Origin of the sequence: Streptomyces sp. AK08-02 (assembly GCF_033795085.1) — a bacterium.
GTDB lineage: Bacteria > Actinomycetota > Actinomycetes > Streptomycetales > Streptomycetaceae > Streptomyces > Streptomyces echiniscabiei.
In genome coordinates this window covers 189,514-212,337 of record NZ_JARAZV010000017.1, presented here as the reverse complement: position 1 = coordinate 212,337, position 22,824 = coordinate 189,514, and the positions used below count along the sequence as shown (strand labels likewise).

The 22,824-nt window shown below is 71.8% G+C and carries 19 protein-coding genes; 10 read left to right on the top strand and 9 right to left on the bottom strand.

The window, feature by feature from the left end; genetic code table 11:
- Positions 1-33: 33 nt before the first annotated feature.
- From thiE to PV734_RS33295, 3 genes are all read left to right on the top strand, one after another.
- Positions 34-720, top strand: coding sequence for a thiamine phosphate synthase (thiE, locus tag PV734_RS33305; RefSeq protein ID WP_319293353.1), 687 nt, complete (start codon positions 34-36; stop codon positions 718-720).
- Between the two features lie 119 nt (positions 721-839).
- A complete protein-coding gene (gene metF / locus PV734_RS33300) occupies positions 840-1,763 on the top strand; it encodes a methylenetetrahydrofolate reductase [NAD(P)H] (protein ID WP_006383020.1) in 924 nt (307 codons plus the stop codon).
- 56 nt (positions 1,764-1,819) lie between these two features.
- On the top strand, positions 1,820-2,887 hold the full coding sequence (locus tag PV734_RS33295) for a hypothetical protein (protein ID WP_319293351.1): 1,068 nt from the start codon (positions 1,820-1,822) through the stop codon (positions 2,885-2,887).
- A 46-nt stretch (positions 2,888-2,933) separates the two neighbouring features.
- Here PV734_RS33295 and PV734_RS33290 read toward each other — a convergent pair whose 3' ends face one another.
- The 5 genes from PV734_RS33290 to PV734_RS33270 form a co-directional block, all read right to left on the bottom strand.
- Positions 2,934-4,439 carry an NAD(P)/FAD-dependent oxidoreductase gene (locus PV734_RS33290; RefSeq protein WP_319293349.1) on the bottom strand — a complete coding sequence of 502 codons (1,506 nt, stop codon included), beginning with the start codon at positions 4,437-4,439 and terminating at the stop codon, positions 2,934-2,936.
- Positions 4,440-4,521: 82 nt separating this feature from the next.
- Positions 4,522-5,136 (bottom strand): DUF4126 domain-containing protein, encoded by a 615-nt coding sequence (locus PV734_RS33285; RefSeq protein WP_319093553.1) that lies wholly within the window; start codon positions 5,134-5,136, stop codon positions 4,522-4,524.
- A gap of 401 nt (positions 5,137-5,537) precedes the next feature.
- Positions 5,538-6,167, bottom strand: coding sequence for a TetR/AcrR family transcriptional regulator (locus tag PV734_RS33280; RefSeq protein ID WP_319093554.1), 630 nt, complete (start codon positions 6,165-6,167; stop codon positions 5,538-5,540).
- 44 nt (positions 6,168-6,211) lie between these two features.
- Positions 6,212-8,296, bottom strand: a complete 2,085-nt coding sequence (locus PV734_RS33275; RefSeq protein ID WP_319293347.1) for a YhgE/Pip domain-containing protein — start codon at positions 8,294-8,296, stop codon at positions 6,212-6,214.
- Positions 8,268-9,089, bottom strand: a complete 822-nt coding sequence (locus PV734_RS33270) for an ATP-binding cassette domain-containing protein (protein WP_319293345.1) — start codon at positions 9,087-9,089, stop codon at positions 8,268-8,270. The genes PV734_RS33275 and PV734_RS33270 overlap by 29 nt, the downstream gene beginning before the upstream one ends.
- A 175-nt stretch (positions 9,090-9,264) precedes the next feature.
- Here PV734_RS33270 and PV734_RS33265 point away from each other — a divergent pair, with 175 nt between their 5' ends.
- The 3 genes from PV734_RS33265 (at position 9,265) to PV734_RS33255 (ending at position 11,429) form a co-directional block, all read left to right on the top strand.
- The gene (locus PV734_RS33265) at positions 9,265-9,834 is read left to right on the top strand and encodes an SAV_6107 family HEPN domain-containing protein (RefSeq protein ID WP_319093557.1); all 570 of its coding nucleotides are present in this window, start codon (positions 9,265-9,267) and stop codon (positions 9,832-9,834) included.
- A 138-nt stretch (positions 9,835-9,972) separates the two neighbouring features.
- Positions 9,973-10,743 carry a methyltransferase gene (locus PV734_RS33260; RefSeq protein WP_319093558.1) on the top strand — a complete coding sequence of 257 codons (771 nt, stop codon included), beginning with the start codon at positions 9,973-9,975 and terminating at the stop codon, positions 10,741-10,743.
- 275 nt (positions 10,744-11,018) lie between these two features.
- Positions 11,019-11,429 (top strand): DUF3040 domain-containing protein, encoded by a 411-nt coding sequence (locus tag PV734_RS33255; protein WP_319093559.1) that lies wholly within the window; start codon positions 11,019-11,021, stop codon positions 11,427-11,429.
- Positions 11,430-11,531: 102 nt separating this feature from the next.
- Here PV734_RS33255 and PV734_RS33250 read toward each other — a convergent pair whose 3' ends face one another.
- From PV734_RS33250 to PV734_RS33235, 4 genes are all read right to left on the bottom strand, one after another.
- Positions 11,532-13,922 carry a DUF3488 and transglutaminase-like domain-containing protein gene (locus PV734_RS33250; RefSeq protein ID WP_319093560.1) on the bottom strand — a complete coding sequence of 797 codons (2,391 nt, stop codon included), beginning with the start codon at positions 13,920-13,922 and terminating at the stop codon, positions 11,532-11,534.
- Positions 13,919-15,292 (bottom strand): DUF58 domain-containing protein, encoded by a 1,374-nt coding sequence (locus tag PV734_RS33245; protein ID WP_319093561.1) that lies wholly within the window; start codon positions 15,290-15,292, stop codon positions 13,919-13,921. The genes PV734_RS33250 and PV734_RS33245 overlap by 4 nt, the downstream gene beginning before the upstream one ends.
- Positions 15,289-16,329, bottom strand: a complete 1,041-nt coding sequence (locus tag PV734_RS33240) for a MoxR family ATPase (protein ID WP_319093562.1) — start codon at positions 16,327-16,329, stop codon at positions 15,289-15,291. Before PV734_RS33240 ends, PV734_RS33245 begins: the two co-directional genes overlap by 4 nt.
- 249 nt (positions 16,330-16,578) lie before the next feature.
- Positions 16,579-17,127: a carbonic anhydrase gene (locus PV734_RS33235; protein WP_319093563.1), complete on the bottom strand. Its 549-nt coding sequence runs from the start codon at positions 17,125-17,127 to the stop codon at positions 16,579-16,581.
- Between the two features lie 389 nt (positions 17,128-17,516).
- Between PV734_RS33235 and rsmH the strand changes: the two genes are divergently transcribed.
- The 4 genes from rsmH to PV734_RS33215 all read left to right on the top strand — a co-directional run bounded on the left by rsmH (position 17,517) and on the right by PV734_RS33215 (position 22,823).
- Entirely contained in the window at positions 17,517-18,473 is a 957-nt protein-coding gene (gene rsmH, locus PV734_RS33230) for a 16S rRNA (cytosine(1402)-N(4))-methyltransferase RsmH (RefSeq protein WP_319093564.1), read from the top strand.
- Between the two features lie 97 nt (positions 18,474-18,570).
- Positions 18,571-19,146, top strand: a complete 576-nt coding sequence (locus tag PV734_RS33225) for a hypothetical protein (protein ID WP_319093565.1) — start codon at positions 18,571-18,573, stop codon at positions 19,144-19,146.
- Between the two features lie 5 nt (positions 19,147-19,151).
- Entirely contained in the window at positions 19,152-21,104 is a 1,953-nt protein-coding gene (locus PV734_RS33220) for a penicillin-binding protein 2 (protein ID WP_319093566.1), read from the top strand.
- Between the two features lie 186 nt (positions 21,105-21,290).
- On the top strand, positions 21,291-22,823 hold the full coding sequence (locus PV734_RS33215) for a UDP-N-acetylmuramoyl-L-alanyl-D-glutamate--2,6-diaminopimelate ligase (RefSeq protein WP_319093893.1): 1,533 nt from the start codon (positions 21,291-21,293) through the stop codon (positions 22,821-22,823).
- Position 22,824: the final 1 nt, after the last annotated feature.

Genomic DNA, 22,824 nt, shown 5'->3' with positions numbered 1-22,824 from the left:
ACCCCGTGGGCGCGCCCACGGGGGGACACACGTATGCCCGAGACGACCGACACCGTGCCCGGGGCGACCGCCGACACCCGCACCGCCCGTGCCCGGCTCGCCGACGCCAGGGTGTACCTCTGCACGGACGCCCGCAGACGGCAGGGCGATCTCGCCGAGTTCCTGGACGCCGTGCTGGCCGGTGGTGTCGACATCGTGCAGCTGCGTGACAAGGGCATGGAGGCGGCCGAGGAACTGGACCACCTCCATGTCTTCGCCGACGCCTGTGCCCGGCACGGCAGACTCCTCGCGGTCAACGACCGCGCCGATGTCGCCCACGCGGCCCGCGCGGACGTCCTGCACCTGGGCCAGGGCGACCTGCCCGTCCCGGCGGCCCGCGCGATCCTCGGCCCCGACGTGCTCGTCGGCCGTTCCACGCACGCCGAGTCCGAGGCGGCGGCAGCCGCCGTCCAGGAGGGCGTCGACTACTTCTGCACGGGCCCCTGCTGGCCGACCCCCACCAAGCCGGGCCGCCACGCGCCCGGCCTCGACCTGGTCCGGTACACGGCAGGGCTCGCCACCGAGCGCCCCTGGTTCGCCATCGGCGGTGTCGACCTGGGCAACCTGGACGAGGTGCTCGCGGCGGGCGCCCGCCGGGTCGTCGTCGTACGGGCGATAACCGAGGCCGACGACCCGGGCGCGGCGGCGGCGGAGTTCGCCGAGCGGCTGCGATCCCGGTAGTCGGACGGCGGGAGGCCGCCGAGGCCCGGCTGTCCGAGGCGTGGACAACAAGTCGACATTCCAGGGCAAATTTCCGCCATCCGGTTGGGAGACCGCCACCCCCTGGCTAACCTGCGGGTATGGCCCTCGGAACCGCGTCCACCCGAACCGACCACGCGCGCACTGTGCGTGACATGCTCGCGACCGGCAAAACCACGTACTCCTTCGAGTTCTCGGCGCCGAAGACCCCCAAGGGCGAGCGGAACCTGTGGAACGCGCTCAGAAGGGTCGAGGCGGTCGCGCCGGACTTCGTGTCCGTGACGTACGGCGCCGGCGGGTCGACGCGCGCGGGCACGGTCAAGGAGACCCAGCAGATCGTCTCCGACACGACCCTCACCCCGGTCGCCCACCTCACCGCGGTCAACCACTCCATCGCCGAACTGCGCAACATCATCGGCCAGTACGCCGACGCGGGCATCCGTAACATCCTGGCCGTCCGCGGCGACCCGCCCGGCGATCCGATGGCCGAGTGGGTACCGCACCCGAGCGGGCTGACGTACGCCGCCGAACTCGTGCGTCTCATCAAGGAGTCGGGCGACTTCTGCGTAGGCGTCGCGGCCTTCCCCGAGACCCACCCGCGCTCGCCGGACCGGGACACGGATGTCACGCACTTCGTCGACAAGTGCCGGGCCGGCGCGGACTACGCGATCACGCAGATGTTCTTCCACCCGGAGTCGTATCTGCGGCTGCGTGACGCGGTCGCGGCGGCGGGCTGCCCCACCCCGGTCATCCCCGAGGTCATGCCCGTGACCAGCGTGCGGATGCTGGAACGACTGCCGCAGCTCAGCAACGCGGCCATCCCGTCTACCCTGAAAGAGCGGATCCTCACAGCCAAAGACGACGCGGCGGCTGTACGCTCCATTGGCATCGAGTTCGCCACGGAGTTCTGCGCGCGACTGCTGGCCGAGGGAATCCCCGGACTGCACTTCATCACGCTGAACAACTCCACGGCCTCGCTGGAAATCTACGAGAACCTGGGTCTGCACCACCCACAGCGGGCCTAGACCGGCCGCACGGGCGTACGACACACTGCGTAGCGGCCACTGGGAGAGGGGCGTACATGGGCTGGACGGTCCTCTACATCGCGTTCGGCATTGTCGCGTTGTGGCTACTCGGAGAAGTTCTGCTCCAGTACAAGGCGAGGCTGCGCTGGCGGTTGCTGGCCTTCGCCGGGTTCCTCGGTGTGGTTTTCGGCGTGCTCATCCCGTCGGTGGTGGTCATCGGCCTGGGCGCCGCCGCCTTCGCGGTCGGGCAGACCTACGTCACCCTGTCGTTCCGCAGCGGCTTCTCGGCCGGCTGGGCCGTCGCGGGCCGCCCGGGCTTCCTCTCGCGGTTCGGCAAGGGCCGCGGCGACGGAGAGTACAAGGACCCGACCCTGGAGGTCTCCGACCTGGAGGCGTCCGAGGCCGCGTACGCGGCGGGCAACGGCGCCGGCGCGGGCTTCGGCGACAACTCCGCCGACGGCGCGGGCCACGACGCGTTCGACACCGGTGCCGGAACGTACCAGCAGGGCAACGACTTCGACCGTGACTACGACCGGGACGACGTCTTCACCCCGGCCCGCTCCGTCCGGCCCACGGGGGCCGAGAACTCGGCCGTCTACGAACCGCAGCCCCTCCCCGACGACACCGGCTCCTACGGCATATACAGCGACGCCGCGTACGCCGCGGCGACCGGCCAGGACCAGTCCTACGCGGGCGCGGGCCAGGACCAGTCGTACGCGGGTGCCACCCAGGGCGCGGACCAGAACTACGGCTACGACGGCTACACCGGCTACGACCAGCAGCAGTACGGCTACGACGCCTCGGGCCAGCAGCAGTACGCCGCCTACTCCGACCCGTACATCGGCCAGGGCTACGGCGGCACCTCGTACGACTCCGGCTACGACCAGCAGCAGTACGGTCAGCAGGGCTACGGCCAGGAGCAGTACGGCAACGGCGGCTACAACGAGACCCCGGCGAGCGGTGTCTGGGTCCCGCAGCAGCGCAACACCGACGACCCTTTGTTCGGCGGGGAGCTCCCGCCGGAGCAGCAGTATCCCTACCAGGACAACGGCCAGGGCAACGGCAACGGCAACGGCAACGGTCAGGCGCCCGGGAACGGGTACGACGAGCAGTACCGCTTCTAGCCGCGCCGCTTCTGAGGACCGCCGCTCCGCCCGGGCACTCCGGGGTTCACCGCGAACCCCGGAAGTCCGGTCCCTCCACGATCAGTCCGGCGACCAGCGCGCCCGACATGCCCGCGTGCGCCAGTCCGCCGCCGGGGTGCGACCAGCCGCCCACGCGGTACAGCCCCGGCAGCCGGGTGCTGTTGGCAGGACGCAGGAAGTCCCCGTTGCCGCCCGCCAGCGAGGGTGCCGAGATGCCGCCGCAGAAGGCGCCGGTCTCGTCCCCGTTGTGACCGGGGGTCCGTATCTCCTGCCACAGGACCCGCTCACGCAGCCCGGGGACGGCTGTCTCGGCCGCGCCGACCATCAGATCCGCGAGCTCCACCGAGTGCCGCGCCGCCCAGTCGCCCGTGGGGCGTGCCACCGCCGTCAGGACCACGGACTCGTGCTCCTCGTCGGGCCGCAGCTCGGGGTCGTCCGGCCGCAGCACCGTCACCGTGGGCCGTGCGGGACCGGGTCCTTCATTGGTCATCCAGTTCAACTCGGCCTCGCGGTCGGGCGCGTGCACGACCGTGCGATGCGCGGCACCCGCCTCACGGGCCCCGCGCAGGGCCAGCAGTACGGTGAACAGGCCCGGCGAGGGCGCCGACGCGTCGGGGAGCACATCACCGTCCTGGTCGAGCGCGTGCCCCGTCAGCCCCTTCAGCCGTCTGGGATCCACGCCCGCCACGACATGGTCCGCCTCCGTCACCGTCCCGTCGGCCAGCTCCAGCCCCGCCGCCCGGCCGTCCTTCTCGACGATCGCCGTGACCTCGGCGCCGAAGACGAACTCGACCCGCCGGGCCACGCACCTCTCGTACACCGCGCGCGCCAACTCCCGGACGCCGCCCCGGACGTACCAGGTGCCGAAGGCATGCTCCATGTACGGCAGCACGGCCGCACCCGCCGGGGTGTCCCGGGGGTCGAGGCCGTACGCCAGGGCGTGGCTGTCGAGCAGGGCGGTCAGACGCGGGTCGCGCAGTTCCCAGGCGGCGACCTCGGCCAGCGTGCCGGCCCGACGGGTGCGCAGCAGCCGTTTGTGGGGGACCGCCGGATAGGGCTCACGCTCCGCCAGTACCTGCCAGTCGGTCCACAGGGGCTCCTCAAGAAGCGGTCTGCGGGTGCGGTCCCAGGCCTCGCGGGCCCTGACCAGGAAGTCGCCCCAGCGGTCGCCCACCCCGGCCCCGAGAGCCGCCTCCAGAGCCTGGACGACGCCCGCGCGGGACGCGTTCGGCAGGGCGACCTCCGTGCCGTCCGCGAAGACGTGCCGCGAGGACGGGTCGACCTGGACCAGCTCGACGCACTCCTCCAGGGGCTGCTTACCGGTCTTGACGAACAGATCGCGGTAGACCGCGGGCAGGGTGAGCAGGCCGGGGCCCGTGTCGAACGCGAAGCCGTCGCGCTCGAAGCGGCGCACCGCTCCGCCGTACGTCTCCCCACGCTCGTACACCGCCACCCGGTGGCCCGCGACGGCCAGCCGGGCAGCGGCCGCCATCGCGCCCATGCCGGCGCCGATCACCGCAATCCGTGCCATGGCAGGGACTTTATCGGCCCCCGCTGACAGTCGGGTCACGCGCCTGTGACCAGGGAGTTCACGGGAACATGCCCGGCCCGGCTCAGTCCGGCGGCCACCCTGTCCGGGTCGCGAGCCGTTTCTCCTCGCGGCGCTGGGCCCGGCGCCGCAGGAACCGTCTGATCCGGGAGACCAGGAAGTACAGCACGATCAGGCCGGCGAGCAGCAGCGTGCCCGCGATGATCGCCGCCGCCTGCGGGTGGAACATCGCGAACGTCACGATGCCGCCGACCCCGAGATCCTCGGCGAGGCTCAGGACCACGTTGCTGAACGGCTCCGGCGAGGTGTTGACCGCCATCCGTGTCCCGGCCTTGACCACATGGCTGGCCAGCGCCGTGGAGCCGCCGATCGCGCCTGCCGCGAGATCGGGAAGCGAACCGCTCTGCCCGGCCAGCAGCGCCCCGACGACGGCCCCGGAGACCGGTCGGATCACCGTGTGCACCGCGTCCCACGCGGAGTCCACGTACGGGATCTTGTCGGCGACCGCCTCGCAGAGGAACAGCACGCCGGACACGACGAGTACCTCGGGACGCTGCAAGGACTCGGGCACCTCGTCGCTCAGCCCGGTCGCGCCGAAGACGCCGAGGAGCAGCACCACCGCGTAGGCGTTGATGCCGCTGGCCCAGCCGCTTGTGAACACCAGAGGGAGTACCGACACGGACGCGATCGTAACCAGTCGGCAACGGCGCGTCCTGGGGGTGAGTGCGCAGGGCTGAGTACGCGTACTTAGGACGAGAGATGAGTAGGCGCACGGATGAGCGGCGACCTGCGGGAACGAGAGAGTGGAGACACGGAAAAGGGCACGGCTCCGGTACCGCCGACACGGGGCGGCGGAACGGTGCCGGTGCCCTGGACCGCTCCTTCCGCCGATCCGTCGGCGGGAGCGAGGCACGGGGGACCCGGGGGAACGACCGCACGGGGGAACGGGGAAAACGGGGGAACGGGGAAAACGGGGGAGGGGAACGGGGGGAGCAGGAAGGAAGCGCCGGTTCGAGATGGCCCGCGGGGGACGCGGCCACATCGGACCGGCGCTTTCCTGTGCGCCCTGCCCCGCCGGCCCTACCCGTTGCCGCCGACCCGGCCCTGGAGCAGCCGGGACAGTGCCGAGTGGACGTCGTCCAGGGAGCGTTCGGGCTGGAAGGACTGCCAGTCCAGGGCGGCGACCAGGACCATGCCGACCAGGGCCGCGGCGGTCAGCGGGACGTCGATCTCGTCACTGAGTTCGCCGCCCGCCACCGCCTCGCGCAGGACGTCCTCGATGACCGCCACCGCCTGCTGCCTGACCACCATCAGGGTGGACTGCCAGGTCCGGTTGGTGCGCCACAGTTCTGCCACGTAGAGCTGGGTGAAGGCCGGGTAGCGGCTGATGAAGACGAGCCCGGCCCGGACCATCGCGTCCAGGGCGTCGACCTTCGTACCGCCGTCCCGGTCGGTCCGCTCTGCCGCCTCCCGAAGGGAGGCGGTGAGGAGTTCCACACCGTGTCGCAGCAACTCCTCGAAGAGGACGGACTTGCTCGCGAAGTTGTAGTAGACCGTGCCCTTGGCGACTCCGGCCCGCTCGGCGATCTCGTCCACCGTGGTGGCGGAGAAGCCCTGTTCCGCGATGAGGGTGACGGCGGCCTCGTAGAGCTTCTGCCGGGTGGCCTCGCGGCGGGGACTGCCGACCGGCGGGGTGCTGCTGCGTTCCATGGCCCTGATTCTCACAGGAACACCGGGCCCATGCTGACGAGACGTCACAGGCTCAACTCCGGGTGCAGCCGGTCCAGGGTCCACACCTGGCCGCGGCGGGCCGCCACGGCGGTCAGCGCCAGAGCGCCGGCCGTGAACGCCGCCAGCACGGCACACGCCTGCCACACCGGGCCGAGCCCACCGCCGGTGATGAGCCTGCGCAGAGCCTCGACGACGTAGCTCATCGGCATGAAGGGGTGGATCGCGTTGAAGAAACCGGGACTCGTCTGCACGGGATAGGTGCCGCCCGCGGACGTCAACTGGAGCATCAGAAGGGCGAGTACGAGAATCCGGCCCGCCGCCCCGAAGCGCGCGTTCAACCATTGGACGATCGCCGCGAAGCACGCCGTGACCAGGAACAGGAAGCCCACCGTCCCGGCCGCCCTGACCATTTCCAGGCCGATCGCCCAGTGCAGTACGGACATCAGGGCCGTCGTCTGGAGCACTCCCAGGGCGGCCACGGGCAGCCAGCCCGCCAGCGTGACGCGCCACGCGGGGGCGCCGGCGGCGAGCGCCCGCCGGTTGAGCGGCGGGATCAGCATGTAGGTGACCATCGCGCCCACCCACAGGGACAGCGGAATGAAGTACGGGGCGAATCCGGTGCCGTAGTTGGGCGCCTTGTGCAGGTCCCTGGAGGCGAGTTGGACCGGGTCGGACATCACCTCGGTGCGCGCGTCGCGGTCCTGCCGGTCGTAGTCGGGGATCCGTCCCGCGCCGTCGTGCAGTCCGCCGGCGAGTTTCCCGGAGCCGTCGGCGAGCTTGAACATGCCTCCGGAGAGGTCGTCCGCGCCCGTCCTGAGGTCGCCGACGCCCGTGTCCAGGGTGGTCGCGCCGGCCTTGGCGGTGGAGAGCCCGGTGTGCAGCTTCCGCGCTCCCGCGGCGACCTGTGCGGCCCCGGCGTTGAGCCTGTCGACCTGCCGGACGGCGTCGTCGAGGTCCTCGGAGAGGCGCGGGGCGCGGTCGGCGAGCGCCCGGGCCTGCTTCTGGAGTGCGGCGAGGTGCCGGTCGAGCCGGTCCAGGTCGCCGTTCTGGTCGGCGATCAGAGTGTTGACGTCGTCGGCGACCGTCGCCACGTCCGCCGCCGCGTCCCTGGCCTTCTTCAGGTCGGCGCACGCGGCGTCGGGCAGTACCGCGGTCTCGCAGCGCGCCCTGTAGACCCCGTTCAGGGTGTCGGAGGCCGCGTGGGCGCCCTTGGCGGCGGCCGGGGCGGTCTTCACCAGGGTGCCGAGGTTGCGCCGGACCGTACCCGCCGAGTCGGCGACGAGTCGGGCGGCGTCCCCGATGGTCTTCTCGTTGTCCCTGAGGAAGGGCCCCAGCCGGTCCGAGACGCCGTCCACCCGGTCGGCGAGCGTCTGCGTGCCCGCCGCGACCTGGCGGGAACCGTCCGCCAGGTCACCCGCGCCCGTGTCGAGCCTCTTCAGCCCGCCGACCAGCTTGCCGCTGCCCGCCTTGGCGTCCTTCAGCCCGTCTGCGAGGTCCCTGGAGCCCTGTTCGGCCTTGTCGATGCCGCCCGAGAGCGTGTCGGCGCCCTTGGCGGCCTTCACGGTCTGCCCGTGGATGTCGGAGAACGAGACGAAGATCCGGTCCAGGAAGGACCGCGACGCCTTGGTGGACGCGGCGGTGCGCACCTCACCGAACACCGTCCGGGAGATCTGCCCGACGATGTAGTTGTTGGCGTCGTTGGTCCGCACCTGGAGCGCGCCCGTCTCCGGGGAGTCGCCCGAACTGGACGCGATCCGCGTGCTGAAGTCGGCCGGCATGGTCAGCGACAGGTAGTACGTGCCGTCCTCGACGCCCTCCCGGGCCTCGGCGGCACTCACCTCGTGCCACTCGAAGGTGTCGCTGTCGCGCAGCCCCTTGACGATGTCGGCACCGGCGGCGAGCCGCTTGCCCGCGACGCTCGCCCCCTTGTCGTCGTTCACGAGCGCCACGGGGATGCGGTCGAGCCTGCCGTACGGGTCCCAGAAGGACCACAGGTACAGGGCGCCGTACAGCAGCGGCAGCAGCAGAAGGGCGGCAAGTGCGGCCCTCGGGAGCCTGCCCCGGCCGAAACGCCTGAGCTCAAGCGAGGCCAGTCTCGGGGAGCGCATCCACCGTCTCCTTCTCGTGAGTCCCTACCTCGTCCGCCTCTGCCCGGGCCGGCTCCACCTCGTCCGCCTCTGTCTCCGCCTCGGCCGTCTCCTTCTCACGCGGTGACGTCGACACGGTGACGGCCCCTTCCGGAGCCTCGCTGCACACCGCGACCACGGTCGTCCCGGCAGTGGCGAGGGACCGCAACAGCGCCCACATCTCGGCCCGTTCGGCGTCCGACAGCTTCAGGTCGGTGTCGTCCACGCCCAGCAGTCGCGGCCCGCCGATCAGGGCCAGCGCGACGGACAGCCGCAGCGCCTCAAGCCGCTCCAGATCGCGTACGGCGGTCCGGGAGCCCTTGGGCAGCGCCTCGCGGTCGAGACCGGCGGCCGTCAGCGCGGCGTCGACGCGCAGCTCGGTCTCGGCCGCCCGCTCCGCCCGTGGCCGCAGCAGCGCGCGCAGGGAACCGCCGAACCGGCGCTCCAGCAGCGCCCGCTCCCGCAGGTGCTCCCCGACGGTCAGGGCGGGGTCGAGGTCGGTGACACCGGGCACGTGGGCGAGCGCGCTCACGCGGCGCACCGCCGCCGCCTGCTCGGGCAGGCGCCACTCGCCGACCGTGGCCGACCCCGTGGTGGCCCTCATCCGGCCCGTGAGCGAGAGCAGCAGGCAGGTGCGTCCCGATCCGGACGGCCCCTCCACCGCGATCAGCGAGCCGGGCTCCGCGTCGAAGGACACCTCATGGAATGCCCAGCCGCGAGGCCCCTTGAGCCCGTAGTCCCGGGTGGTCACCCCGAGCCCGTGCGGACCGTCCACAGTTCCCGTCCCCTCGAAATGCTTTTGAACTGACTGGTCAGTGCAAAATCTAACTCGAACCTTCGATCGAAGCAAAAGACCAGGTCAGAACGGATTGTCAGTGGCATACCGCACGATGGGCACATACGGCACCTCCCGTCGGGCGGGCCGTCACACAGACGACAGGAGGTTCGTCATGGCCAGTTCGAACGCAGCCGCCGCCCGTCGGCGCCGCGCCCCCGGCCCTGCCCCCTCACTGAACGGTCCCGCGGGCGACGTGCACCCCGTGCTCCGCCGGGCCACGGCCCCGCCCGCCGCCCTCGATCTGCTCGCCCAGGCCCGCGCCGGACTCGACGAGGCGTCGGTCCTGGAAACCGCGAACGAGCGGTATGCCACCGCCCACCTCGCCGCCCTGCGCACCGCCGCGGCCGTGCTCGCCGCCCGGGGCCGCCCCGAACCCACCCCGAGGCGCCGGGCGCGTATCCGCAGCGCCTGGGAGGTGCTCCCCGAGATAGCGCCCGAACTCGCCGAGTGGAGCGTGCTGTTCGCCTCCGGCGCCCGCCGCCGCGCCCGCGCCGAGGCCGGTATCCAGGGCGCGGCCAGCAGCCGCGACGCCGACGACCTGATACGCGACGTGGCGATGTTCCTGCGCCTCGTCGAGAGGATGCTCGTCCTCCAGCCGGTGCTGCCCCAACCGCGCCAGGACCAGGACACGCCTTCGGACGCGCTCCGGGAGAGCGGCCGGGGCGTCCCGGACGCGGGCTGAGACGGATGACCGGGTACGTCACCGGAGGCCATAGGGTGGTGGAGAAGTCGCAGCCTTTCCCCAGCCCACCGCGGCCGGGAAGGCACCCCGTTCACCCCGCCGTACAAGAGGCGGCGCCGCGCCGAGGAGTCACCTGCCGTGTCGAACCCGACTCGCCCCCGCGCCTCTCTCCGGACCGCAGTGGTCTGGGAGGTCCTGCAGGACGCCCTGGAGCGCCGGGTCAAAGCCACCGGGCGCGAGTCGCTGGACGTCCTCGACACCGGCGGCGGCAGCGGCAACTTCGCCGTGCCCGTCGCCCGCCTCGGTCACCGCGTCACCGTCGTCGACCCGAGCCCCAACGCGCTGTTCGCGCTGGAGCGCCGGGCCGCCGAGGCCGGCGTCGCCGACCGCGTCCGGGGCGTCCAGGGTGACGCGCACGGCCTCTTCGACGTCGTCGATCGCGGCGGCTACGACGCGGTGCTCTGCCACGGCGTCCTGGAGTACGTGGACGACCCCGCCGAGGGCGTCCGCAACGTGGTGGCCGCCCTGCGCCCCGAGGGCGTCCTCAGCCTCCTCGCCGCCGGACTCGGCGGCGCCGTGCTGGCGCGAGCCCTCGCCGGGCACTTCAAGGAGGCCAAGCGGGCGCTCGACGACCCGAACGGCCGCTGGGGCGAGAGTGACCCCGTACCCCACCGGTTCACGGCGGAACAGCTCACCGCGCTGGTCGAGGGCGCCGGCCTGCGCGTGGGCGCCGTGCACGGCGTACGGATCTTCGCCGACCTGGTGCCGGGCGTCCTCGTGGACACCGAGCCCGGCGCCCTGGACGCGCTGCTGAAACTGGAGGCCGCGGCGGCCGAGCAGGCCGCGTTCCACTCCGTGGCCACCCAGCTCCATGTGCTCGGCGAGACGTCAGGTGCCGCCGAGGTCTGAGTCACCTCCTGCGGCGGACCGCTGATCAGGGGCTCGGCCGCAGATGGAGTACGCCACAGGCCGCCCGATCGGCGGCCCGGAGCCGTATGATCGAGGGAGACCGCCCGGCATGACCGCCCGGTTGCTGGGGAATGAACGCCTCAGTGAACCGGACGGCCATGGCGGATTCCGGTTGCCAATTGGCGTAGAGGGGCGGGTTTCACGGGGGCGATTCCCTGCCTATCCTGAAGGGGACCCCCGGTCGCCCCGGCGACTGCACGAATGAGGAGGACTCCGTGCCGCTCTCGGAGCACGAGCAGCGAATGCTCGAGCAGATGGAGCGAGCGCTGTACGCCGAAGATCCCAAGTTCGCGACAGCGCTTGAAGGAAGCGGGCTGCGCACGTACACCCGGCGACGGGTCTACCAGGCGGTCGCGGGCTTCCTCGTAGGTATCGCGCTCCTCATGGCCGGAATGGTCGCAGTGCAGATCTGGCTGAGCGTGGTGGGTTTCCTCGTCATGCTGGGCTGCGCGGTACTGGCCGTGACAGGTTGGCGCAAGGCTCCCAAACCGGGCGAACAGCCCGCCGCGGGTGCCGCCCCCGGAGCTCCGCACGGTCGCGGACAGGGTCGGCAGCGGCGCTCCATGATGGACCGCATCGAGGAGCGCTGGCAGCGCCGCCGCGACGAACAGCAGGGTGGCCAGTAGCGTCCGGCCGCAGTCCCCGTGTTGTGACCGCGAGACATGAAACGCCGGTGGCCCGGACCCCCCAGGGGTTCCGGGCCACCGGCATGCCCGGCTGTCGGGCCGTCAGCTCTGCTGACCCCATGGCTTGCGCAGGACCGGCCTGGCCGCCGACGCCCGCTCGCTGAGCGCCGTCCACCGAGCCGACAGTGCCCACACCACACGGACGGTCGAACGCGGGGCGAACATCGCGCGCAGCCGCGTGCCCCGGCCCACCGTGGCGCGCAGCGCCTCGGTCACCCGCCGCACGTCCTGCGCGAGCCCCGCCGTCGGACGGGGACTGGGCGCGTACAGCACCTGTTCCACGGCGTCCGCCACCCGGTGCACGGCGCTCGCCGCCGACGGATCGAGAAGGCCGAGCCGTACGATCCTGGCCGCCGCCTTGCGGGGTGTCTGGGACTCCTCCGGACTGATGCCGAAGTCCCAGGCGCTGTCGGTCAGTTCCTGCCACGCCGACAGTGCGTGGACCGTCGCGTCGGCATCACCGCGGCCGTGCGCCCCGAGCCGTACGGCCCGGATCCGCAGCCGCCACAGCATCGGCAGCAGCAGAAGCGCCAGCACGGCCAGCGCGGCCAGCGTCCACCCCAGTTCGGGGGACCACCAGCCGCCGTCGCCGTTCTGCCCGGTCGCGGCCTGCGCGGACTCGCTCGCGCACCCACCGTCCAGCCGCCGCTGCGCCGCCGTGCAGGTCTGGCTCGCCGAAGCGGAGTCCGAGGGCGCCACGGAGGCGTTCTGGGACGGCACATCCGGGTTGGGGATGTCGCTGTTCGGCGCCTGGGACTGCGTGTACTCGGGCACCGAACCACGGGTGGGGGTCGGCTCGAAGCGGGTCCAGCCGACGCCCTCGAAGTACAGCTCGGGCCACGCGTGCGCATCGCGCAGACCCACCGAGATCGTGCCGTCCGGCTGCGGGGTACCCGGCGCGAAGCCCACCGCGACCCGGGCCGGAATGCCCAGTGTCCGGGCCATCGAGGCCATCGCGAAGGAGAAGTGGACGCAGAAGCCCTCCTTGTCCCGCAGGAACCGCGCGATGGCGTTGGAGCCGCTGCCGACCTGCACCTGGGTGTCGTACCGGAAGCCGCCGCTCACCGAGAACCAGTCCTGGAGCTTGACCGCCTGCTCGTAGGCGTTGGCCGAACCGGCGGTCACCTCGCGCGCGGTGCGCGACACGATCGCCGGCAGCGACTCCGGGACCTGGGTGAACTCACGCACCAGCGCGGGGTCCGGCTCCGGTGCCTCGGCGAGCTGCTGCGCGGTCGGCTGCACGTCCAGGCTCGTCACCGTGTACCGCGCACCGCGCGTGTTCTGGCCGTGGTCACCGACGAGAGTGCGGCCCACCGGCTCGAAGCGCCAGCTGCCGTCGATCTTCACCCCGGTCGCGGGGTACGGCATCGGCAGCCAGTCCTGGGCGTACCAGTTCGCCGCCGAGATGCTCGTGGTGATCTCGGTGCGCCGCACGTCCGCCCGGAGGCCGAGCGGTGTCGGGAACTTGTTCGGCACATCCTGGATGTGCCGCTGGGACGGCTTCCACGCCGTGCCGTCGAAGGAGTCGAGCGAGACGATCCGCAGATACAGGTCCTGGGTGTCGTCCGTGCTGTTGCGCACGGACATGACCTGGCGGTCCTCGTCCACGTTCAGGCTGTCGCGCAGCGACACCAGGGGGTTGACGGCGGAGATCGTGCCGCCGCCTCCATCGCCGGAGCCGACCCCGCCGCCCGCGGCGCTCAGCAGTCCGCCGTCGAGCGACGGAAGCGCCAGAGGCACCACCAGGGCCACGCCCAGCGCGACCGCACCGATCCGCCGTCCCGTGCGAACGGGGGCGAGCGCACTGCCGGTCGGCAGGTCGCCCGGTGCACGTGGGGCGCCACCGAAGACCCGCCCCCACTGGGAGAGCCGGTCGCGGCCCTCGGCCAGGAGCAGCATCAGATAGCCCACCGCGGCCAGCAGGAACCACACCCAGCCGCCGGCCCCGTCGGCCAGCCCGGCCGCGACCGAGTACAGCGCGAGCAGCGGCAGGCCGGCCGGCGCCGCGCTGCGGAACGTCACCGCGAGGGTGTCCACGGCGAGCCCGATCAGCAGAGCGCCGCCGACCACCATCAGCCGGATGCCGTCGGACAGCGGCGCGGGGATCGCGTACCGGCCGATGTCGTCCGCGCCGTCCTGCAGCAGCGTGCCGAACTGCTGGAAGGTGTCGGGTCCGGGGATCAGGCCGAAGAACGCCTGCTCCCGGGCGAAGACCACGGTCAGCAGGACGAGTGTGACGAGGAGCTGCGCCGCCACCGTCAGCGGCCAGGCCAGCGGCACCCGCCTGGCCCCCGCGCCGACGATCGTCTGTATGCCCAGCAGGATGGCCACCTGGAGCAGCCAGCTCACGTCCTCGACCAGCGGCAGCAGAGCGCACGCCGTCAGCATCGTGGCCACCCAGGCGCACAGCGCCAGTCGTGCGCGCCCGCTCATGAACGTCCCTCCCCGCCGCTGAGGGCACCGAGACCGGAACGTTCCCGGTCCGCCTGGCGCCACAGATCACCCATCGCGGCCCCGCGCGGCACCCGCACCGCCGTCCAGCCCGCCTCGCGCAGCATCCGCAGCGACTCCTCGCCCGGGTCCTCGGGACCCGGCACATCGTTGGGTTCCCGCACCCAGGTCTCACTGTCCAGAACGAACGCGACCGCTCCGCCGCTGCGCTGCCGCATCTTGGCGGCCACCGCGGCCTGCTCCTCGTCGAGGTCGCCGAAGAACGCCATCAGCATGCCCTCACCGCCGCCGCGCAGTACGTCGTAGGCGCGGGAGATGTCCGTGCCGTCCGAGTGGTCGATCACCGCGAGGGTGTCCATCATCAGTCCGGCCGCGTCCGCCGACCCCTGGCTGGCGCCCGCGAAACCCTCGGCGCCCTCCCCGGGTACGGAGTTGCCCGTGTCCGTCAGCAGCCGTACGGAGAAGCCCCGTTCGAGCATGTGGACCAGAACGGACGCAGCGCCCGACACCGCCCACTCGAAGGCCGAGTCCGGGCCGGCGCCCAGGTAGGCGATGCCCCGAGTGTCTAGGAGCACCGTGCAGCGGGCGCGCTGCGGCTGTTCCTCGCGGCGCACCATCAGCTCGCCGTAGCGGGCGGTGGAGCGCCAGTGCACGCGGCGCAGATCGTCGCCGTAGCGGTACCCGCGCGGGATGACGTCGTCCTCGCCGGCCAGCGCCAGCGAGCGCTGCCGCCCGTCGCCGTACCCCTTGGCCTCGCCGGTCAGCCGCGCCGGCGGGAGCGCGTCCACGCGCGGGATGACCGTCAGGGTGTCGTACGTCGAGAACGAGCGGGTCAGCTCGCACATGCCGAACGGGTCGGTCAGCCGCAGCTGCAGCGGGCCCAGCGGATAGCGGCCCCGCAGGTCGGAGCGGACGCGGTACGACACCTCGCGGCGCCCGCCGGCCTCCACCCGGTCCAGGACGAAACGGGGGCGCGGACCGAGCACGTAAGGCACCCGGTCCTGGAGCATCAGCAGGCCCGTGGGCAGCCGTGAGACGTTGTCCATCCGCAGATGGACGCGGGCCTCGGAGGCTGCGGGCACGCGCGCGGGGGAGAGCCGGCGGCTGCCGGCCACCCGGTAGCGCGTGCGGTACAGGACGGTCGCGCAGACCAGCGGCAGTACGGAGAGCAGCAGGCCCACCCGGAGCAGATCGCTCTGCCCCAGGACGTACGCGCAGATGGCGGCGGCGACCCCGGCGGCCAGGAAGGAACGCCCACGGGTGGTGAGACCGGCCAGCGCGGTGCGCACCCCGCCCTTGTCATCCCTGTCGCCCTGGTCGTCCTCCGGGTGCCCGGGCGCCGCCGCGCTCATCCAAGCCTCCGCGGCGGCTGCTGACCGAAGTCGGGCGCGGAGCGGCCCATCCCGAAGCCGCTCTGCTGCTGGGGCGCCGCGGGCACCGCGGTGCGCTGGAGGATCTCCTGCACGACCTGCTCGGTGGTGCGGCGGTTCAGCTGGGCCTGGGCGGTGGGCAGCAGACGGTGTGCGAGGACGGACACGGCGAGGGCCTGGATGTCGTCCGGCAGCGCGTACTCCCGGCCGCTGAGGGCGGCGGACGCCTTCGCGGCGCGCAACAGATGGAGCGTGGCGCGCGGCGAGGCGCCGAGTCTGAGGTCGGGGTGGGTGCGCGTGGCGGCGACCAGGTCCACCGCGTACCTCCGGACCGAATCCGCGACGTGAACGTTGCGGACGGCCTCGACGAGCTTCACGATGTCGTGCGCGTGGGCCACCGGCTGCAGGTCGTCCAGCGGTGAGACGCCGCCGTGCACGTCGAGCATCTGCAGTTCGGCCTCCGCACTCGGATAGCCGATGGAGACGCGGGCCATGAAGCGGTCGCGCTGTGCCTCCGGGAGCGGGTAGGTGCCCTCCATCTCGACCGGGTTCTGGGTGGCCACCACCATGAAGGGGCTGGGCAGTTCGTAGGTCTGCCCGTCGATGGTGACCTGGCGCTCCTCCATGGACTCCAGGAGCGCGGACTGGGTCTTCGGCGACGCGCGGTTGATCTCGTCGCCGATCACGATCTGCGCGAAGATCGCCCCCGGTTTGAACTCGAAGTCGCGGCGCTGCTGGTCCCAGATGGACACACCGGTGATGTCCGAGGGCAGCAGGTCCGGCGTGAACTGAATGCGCCGCACGGAACAGTCGATGGACTTGGCCAGCGTCTTCGCCAGCATGGTCTTGCCGACGCCGGGAACATCCTCGATCAGAAGATGCCCCTCGGCGAGCAGCACGGTCAGCGAAAGCCGTACGACCTCAGGCTTGCCCTCGATCACTCCCTCCACCGAACTGCGGACTCGCTCCACAGTGGCGGTCAGATCAGTGAGGCTCGCTCGATCGTCATAGGTCGTCACACGGCCCTCCTAGGCCCGTTCTTTCTCCAGGCCGACGCGCTGCGATGCGGACCGGCCCACCCCGAAACACGGACACCACGCGGGGACAGTTCCGCGTGACGTCACACCCGCATTCTTGTTGCCGTTACCGGTTCGTGTCACTCGCCTGTGGACAACTGGCAGGGCTATGTCTTGTTTCAGGGCTTTTCGGCCCTGAAGTGCAGGGTAAATTTCGTAGAGACATACGTACGGATACGCGGTCCGGTTCGGTTACGAGGGGTCGATCTCGCGAAGCAGGCCCGACTTCACGTCGAAGACGAAGCCGCGGACGTCGTCGGTGTGCAGCAGGAACGGGTTGGTGCGCACGCGCTGCATCGACTGGCGTACGTCCTGGTCGACGTCCCGGAAGGCCTCCACCGCCCAGGCGGGACGCTGGCCGACCTCGGCCTCCAGCTCCTGCCGGAAGTCCTCCGTGAGGGACTCCAGGCCGCAGCCGGTGTGGTGGATGAGGATCACGCTGCGCGTGCCCAGTGCCCGCTGGCTGATGGTCAGGGAGCGGATCACGTCGTCGGTGACGGCACCTCCCGCGTTGCGGATGGTGTGACAGTCGCCGAGCTCCAGGCCGAGGGCGGCGTGCAGGTCGAGGCGGGCGTCCATGCAGGCCACGACCGCCACCCGGAGCACGGGGCGGGCGTCCATCCCCGGGTCGGTGAAGGCCGCGGCGTACTGTCCGTTCGCCTCCACGAGACGGTCCGTGACCGTGCCGTCGGTGGATATGGCGCCTTCGGGTCCGGTGGGAACTGATGCGGAAGTCGTCATAAGCATGACGGTACTGGTCACGCCCCTCGCGGGCCCGCTGTGAGAGGGGACAAAGAACATCAATGAGCGTTGTTGTGAGGTAACCCACAGGGGTGGTGTGAGTATACCCGTTCGGGTGAAAGTGGTTGATTTGCGGCTTGTCGGGGTGGGGTGCCGCGACGCGCGGGCCGTTGATTGACCGCGCGACACCGTGGACTAAAGTGACGCGAAGCGGGAGGCGAGACTCCCCGCTGGATCGATTGATCCCCCGCGTGCGCGGCGCGTACGTACGGCTCGGCCTCCTCCCGCTCCCGGTCGGCTGACGCTTTCGGCGCCGGCAGGCCTCCCCTTCTCCGAGCGGGCGGGGACCCGGCGGTGCGTGACGGCCGTGCCGGACCTGAGAGGGCCCCTTGAGTAACAGTCGACACGTCCCGGTGATGCTCCAGCGGTGCCTGGACATGTTGGCCCCCGCGCTGGAGCGGCCCGGAGCGGTCGTCGTCGACTGCACCCTCGGCCTCGGCGGCCACAGCGAGGCACTGCTCGCCCGTTTCCCCGAGACCCGGCTGATCGCCCTCGACCGCGACAAGGAGGCACTGCGCCTCTCCGGGGAGCGGCTCGCCCCCTTCGGTGACCGGGCCGACCTGGTGCACGCGGTGTACGACGAACTCCCCGACGTACTCGACCGGCTGAGCCTGCCGAAGGTCGACGGGGTCCTGTTCGACCTCGGGGTCTCCTCCATGCAACTCGACGAGGCCGACCGGGGGTTCGCCTACGCCCAGGACGCGCCGCTCGACATGCGCATGGACCAGACGACCGGCATCAGCGCCGCCGAGGTCCTCAACACCTACCCGGCCGGTGAACTCGTCCGGATCCTCAGGGCGTACGGCGAGGAGAAGCAGGCCAAGCGGATCGTCTCCGCGGTCGTGCGAGAGCGGGACAAGGAGCCCTTCAGCAACAGCGCCCGGCTCGTCGAACTGATCCGCGACTCGCTGCCCCAGGCGGCCAAGCGCACCGGCGGCAACCCTGCCAAACGGACCTTCCAGGCGCTGCGCATCGAGGTCAACGGCGAACTGACCGTCCTGGAGAGGGCGATCCCGGCCGCGGTGAAGGCCCTCGCCGTCGGCGGCCGGATCGCTGTCCTGTCGTACCACTCGCTCGAAGACCGGCTGGTCAAGCAGGTGTTCGCGGCCGGCGCGGCCAACACGGCGCCCCCCGGACTGCCCGTCGTGCCCGAGCGTTACCAGCCCCGGCTCAAGCTGCTCACCCGTGGTGCCGAACTTCCCACCGAGGAAGAGATCGCCGAGAACCGGCGAGCCGCCCCGGCGCGACTGCGCGGGGCTCAGCGCATCAGGGAGGACGCCGAGTGAGGCGTACGGAGGGGACGACGGGTGAGTAGGCAACCCGGAGCTGCCGGGCGGACGAGCGGGCAGCCGCATGGGAAGACCCGACTCGCGGGGAGGGTGAGTGAATAGCAACCCCGAACTGAGGGGCCGGGCCGCCCGGCTCACCAGGCTCCTGCCCACGGGGCCGGGACAGGCCGCCCGTACCCCCTTCGTCCTGCTCGTCGTGTTCCTGCTGGGCGGCGGCCTCATCGGGCTCCTCGTGCTGAACTCCGCGCTCAGTGAGGGCGGGTTCCGCCTGGACGACCTGCAGCGGGACACCAAGAGCCTCACCGACGAGGAACAGGCGCTCCAGCGGGACGTCGACGCCTACGCCGCGCCCGACGCACTCCAGCGCCGGGCCAGGGAACTCGGCATGGTGCCCGGCGGCGACCCGGCCTTCCTCGACCCCGACGGCACCGTCAAGGGTGTCCCGGAGGCCGCGGAACAGGCGGCCCTGCGGATCCCGGAGATGGTCCCGCCCGAGATGAACCTGCCGGCGCCGGTGCCCACCGTCACGCCCACCGCAACCCCCGCACCCACTCCTGAGCCGACGCCCACGAGCACGCCGGCCCCGTCCGCGCCGGCGTCCCCGGAGCAGGCACCCGCTCCCGTCCCCACCCCCACACCCACCCTCCCCTCCACGACCCCCGGCAGGTGACGGAAGTGTCCGACAGGGAACCGCCCCGCCGTCGCGTACCCGCCCCGGCCAGGTCCGGCCGCCCCGGCGCCCCCCGGCGTCCGGGACCCGGCCCCCGCCCCGGCCGCCGCCCCGCTCCCGGCCGCCCCGCCGGGCCCAAGGTCATCCGGCTCGGCAGCCCCCGGCCCCGCCTGCGCATGGTCAGCCTCGCACTGGCCCTGGTGATGATCGCCTTCGTCGTCCGGCTGCTCCAGGTGCAGGCCGTCGACGCGAGCGTGTACGCCGCCAAGGCCGAGCAGAACCGGTACGTCGGCCGCACCCTGGCCGCCGAACGCGGCGAGATCACCGACCGCAACGGCGTCGAACTGGCGACCAGCGTGGACGCGTACGACATCACCGCCGACCCGACGATGTTCACGCCGAAGACCACGAAACTGGGCGACGCCCCCGAACAGGCCGCCGCCCTCCTCGCGCCGATCCTCGGACAGGACGCGGACGACGTCGCCAGGAAACTGAAGACGCCGAACACGCGCTACACCCTGCTCGCGCACCGTCAGACCCCCCAGGTGTGGACGCAGATCAAGGACCTGAAGTCCACCCTGGCCGCCAAGGCCGGAACCGACCCGACCGCCTTCAACGTCCTCGCCGGTGTGCTGGCCGTGCCCGCGAGCAAGCGCGTCTATCCGAACGGTGGACTCGCCGCCGGACTGCTGGGCTGGGTCAGCGCCGACGGCAAGGGCGGCGGCGGCCTCGAACAGCAGCTGAACGGGGAACTGGCCGGACAGGACGGCAAGATCCGGTACGCACAGTCAGGGGGACGGCAGGTGCCCACCGCCGACTCCACCGAGACGCCCGCCGTGCCCGGTGCCGACGTCGAACTGACCATCGACCGGGACATCCAGTGGGCCGCCCAGAGCGCCATCACCGAGCAGGTGAAGAAGTCGAAGGCGGACCGCGGGTACGTGATAGTGCAGGACACCCGGACCGGTCAGATCCTGGCCATGGCCAACTCGCCCGGCTTCGACCCCAACGACCTCACCAGGGCGAACCCGGCCGCGCTCGGCAACGCGGCCCTCCAGGACGCCTACGAGCCCGGCTCCACCGCCAAGGTCATGTCGATGGCCGCCGTACTGGAGGAGAACGCCGCTACGCCCGCGACACATGTCGTCGTGCCCAACCGGCTGCACCGGGGCGACCGGCTCTTCAAGGACGACATCGACCACCCGACCTGGTACCTCACCCTCAACGGTGTGCTCGCCAAGTCCAGCAACATCGGCACCATCCTGGCCACCGGGCAGCTCGGCAAGACACAGGCCCGGTCCAACCAGGTCCTCTACTCCTATCTGCGCAAGTTCGGCCTCGGGAGCTACACCGGGCTGGACTTCCCCGGTGAGACCAAGGGCATCCTCGCGCCGCCCGACCAGTGGTCGACCTCCCAGCAGTTCACGATCCCCTTCGGCCAGGGCGTCTCCCTCAACGCGCTGCAGGCGGCCTCCGTCTACTCGACGATCGCCAACGGCGGCGTCCGCGTGGAACCCAGCCTGATCCGGGGCACGAAGGGAGCCGACGGCCGGTTCGCCCCCGCCGCGGCGCCCAAGAAGACCCGGGTCGTCAGTGCGAAGACGGCGAAGACCCTCGCCAAGATGCTGGAGTCCGTCGTGGACGACGAGGAGGGCACCGGCGCCAAGGCGCGCATCCCCGGCTACCGGGTGGCGGGCAAGACGGGTACGGCCAACCGCGTGGATCCGGCCACCGGCCGCTACCACGGCTACACCTCCTCGTTCGCCGGCTTCGCCCCTGCCGACAGCCCCCGCATCACCGTCTACTGCGCCATCCAGAACGCCACCAAGGGCAGCTACTTCGGAGGTCAGATCTGTGGCCCCATCTACAAGGAGGTCATGGAGTTCGCCCTGAAGACCCTTCAGGTACCGCCCACCGGGGCCAAGGCCGCGAATCTCCCCGTGTCCTTCACACCCTGATCAGTACGGAAACCAGCCAGGAATCAGCTCGTGAACCCGATCTCTCCCGACTCTCCCGCCCCGGGGTCCGACGCCCCGCCGCACGCCCCGGCCGCGCCCTCACTTCGCCCGTCCGGGGGTGCGCCCGGTACGCTCACCGCCGTGCCACACGCCGATCAGTACCAAACCACCCAGAAGGGCGTTCCTGTGACATATCCGGGACCGCCAAGGCCGGTTCACGTGTCCGCCACACCCCTCGCGGAACTGGCCGGCCAGCTGGGCGCCCCACAGCCCCCGGCAACACCGGAAGGCATCGTCGCGGTCACGGGCATCACCCACGACTCGCGTGCGGTCCGCCCGGGCGACGTGTACGCCGCCCTCCCCGGGGCCCGGCTGCACGGCGCCGACTTCGTGACGCAGGCCGCCGGCCTCGGCGCCGCCGCCGTGCTGACCGACCCCGGTGGCGCCGAACGGGCCGCCGCCACCGGCCTCCCGGTGCTGGTGGTCGACGACCCGCGCGCGCGGATGGGCGAACTGGCGGCCACGATCTATGGCCGTCCGGGGCGCGATCTGCTCCAGATCGGCATCACGGGCACCTCCGGCAAGACCACCACCGCGTACCTCGTCGAAGGCGGCCTCAGGACCGACCGGGTCACAGGGATGATCGGCACGGTCGAGACGCGCATCGGCGACGAGCGCATCAAGTCCGAGCGCACCACCCCCGAAGCCACCGACCTCCAGGCCCTGTTCGCGGTGATGCGCGAGCGCGGGGTCGAGGCGGTCGCCATGGAGGTCTCCAGCCACGCGCTGGTCCTCGGCCGGGTCGACGGCTGCGTCTTCGACATCGCCGTGTTCACCAACCTCAGCCCGGAACACATGGAGTTCCACTCCGGCATGGAGGACTACTTCCAGGCCAAGGCGCGGCTGTTCACTCCCGAACGCAGCAAACTCGGCGTCGTCAACCACGACGACACCTACGGCCGGCGGCTCGCCCAGGAGGCCACCGTCCCGGTCGTCACCTTCTCCGCCGAGGGCCACCCGGACGCCGACTGGCGCGCCGAGAACGTCCAGGTCGGGCCGATGGACTCGACGTTCACGGTGGTCGGCCCCAAGGAGCAGCGGATCCGCGCGCGGGCACCCCTCGCGGGCACCTTCAACGTCGCCAACACCCTCGCCGCGATCGTCGCCCTCGCCGAGGCCGGGCTCGACCCGCAGGCCGCCGCCGACGGCATCGCCGACGTGCCGGGTGTCCCGGGGCGGCTCGAGCGGGTGGACGCGGGGCAGCCGTATCTCGCGGTCGTCGACTACGCGCACAAGACGGACGCCGTCGAGTCGGTGCTGCGCGCGCTGCGCAAGGTCACCGAGGGCAGCCTGCACGTGGTGCTCGGCTGTGGCGGGGACCGGGACACCACCAAGCGCGCCCCCATGGGCGCCGCCGCGGCCCGGCTCGCCGACACCGCCGTACTGACCTCCGACAACCCCCGCACCGAGGACCCCCTCGCGATCCTCGCGACCATGCTCGAAGGCGCGGCCTCCGTGCCGGCCCACGAGCGCGGTGAGGTCCAGGTGTTCGAGGACCGTGGCGCGGCCATCGCCGCCGCCGTGGCCCGCGCGCGGCCCGGGGACACCGTGCTGGTCGCGGGCAAGGGCCATGAGCAGGGCCAGGACATCGCCGGGGTGGTCCGTCCGTTCGACGACCGCCAGGTGCTTCGCGAAGCTATCCAGCAGACCCAGGGATGAA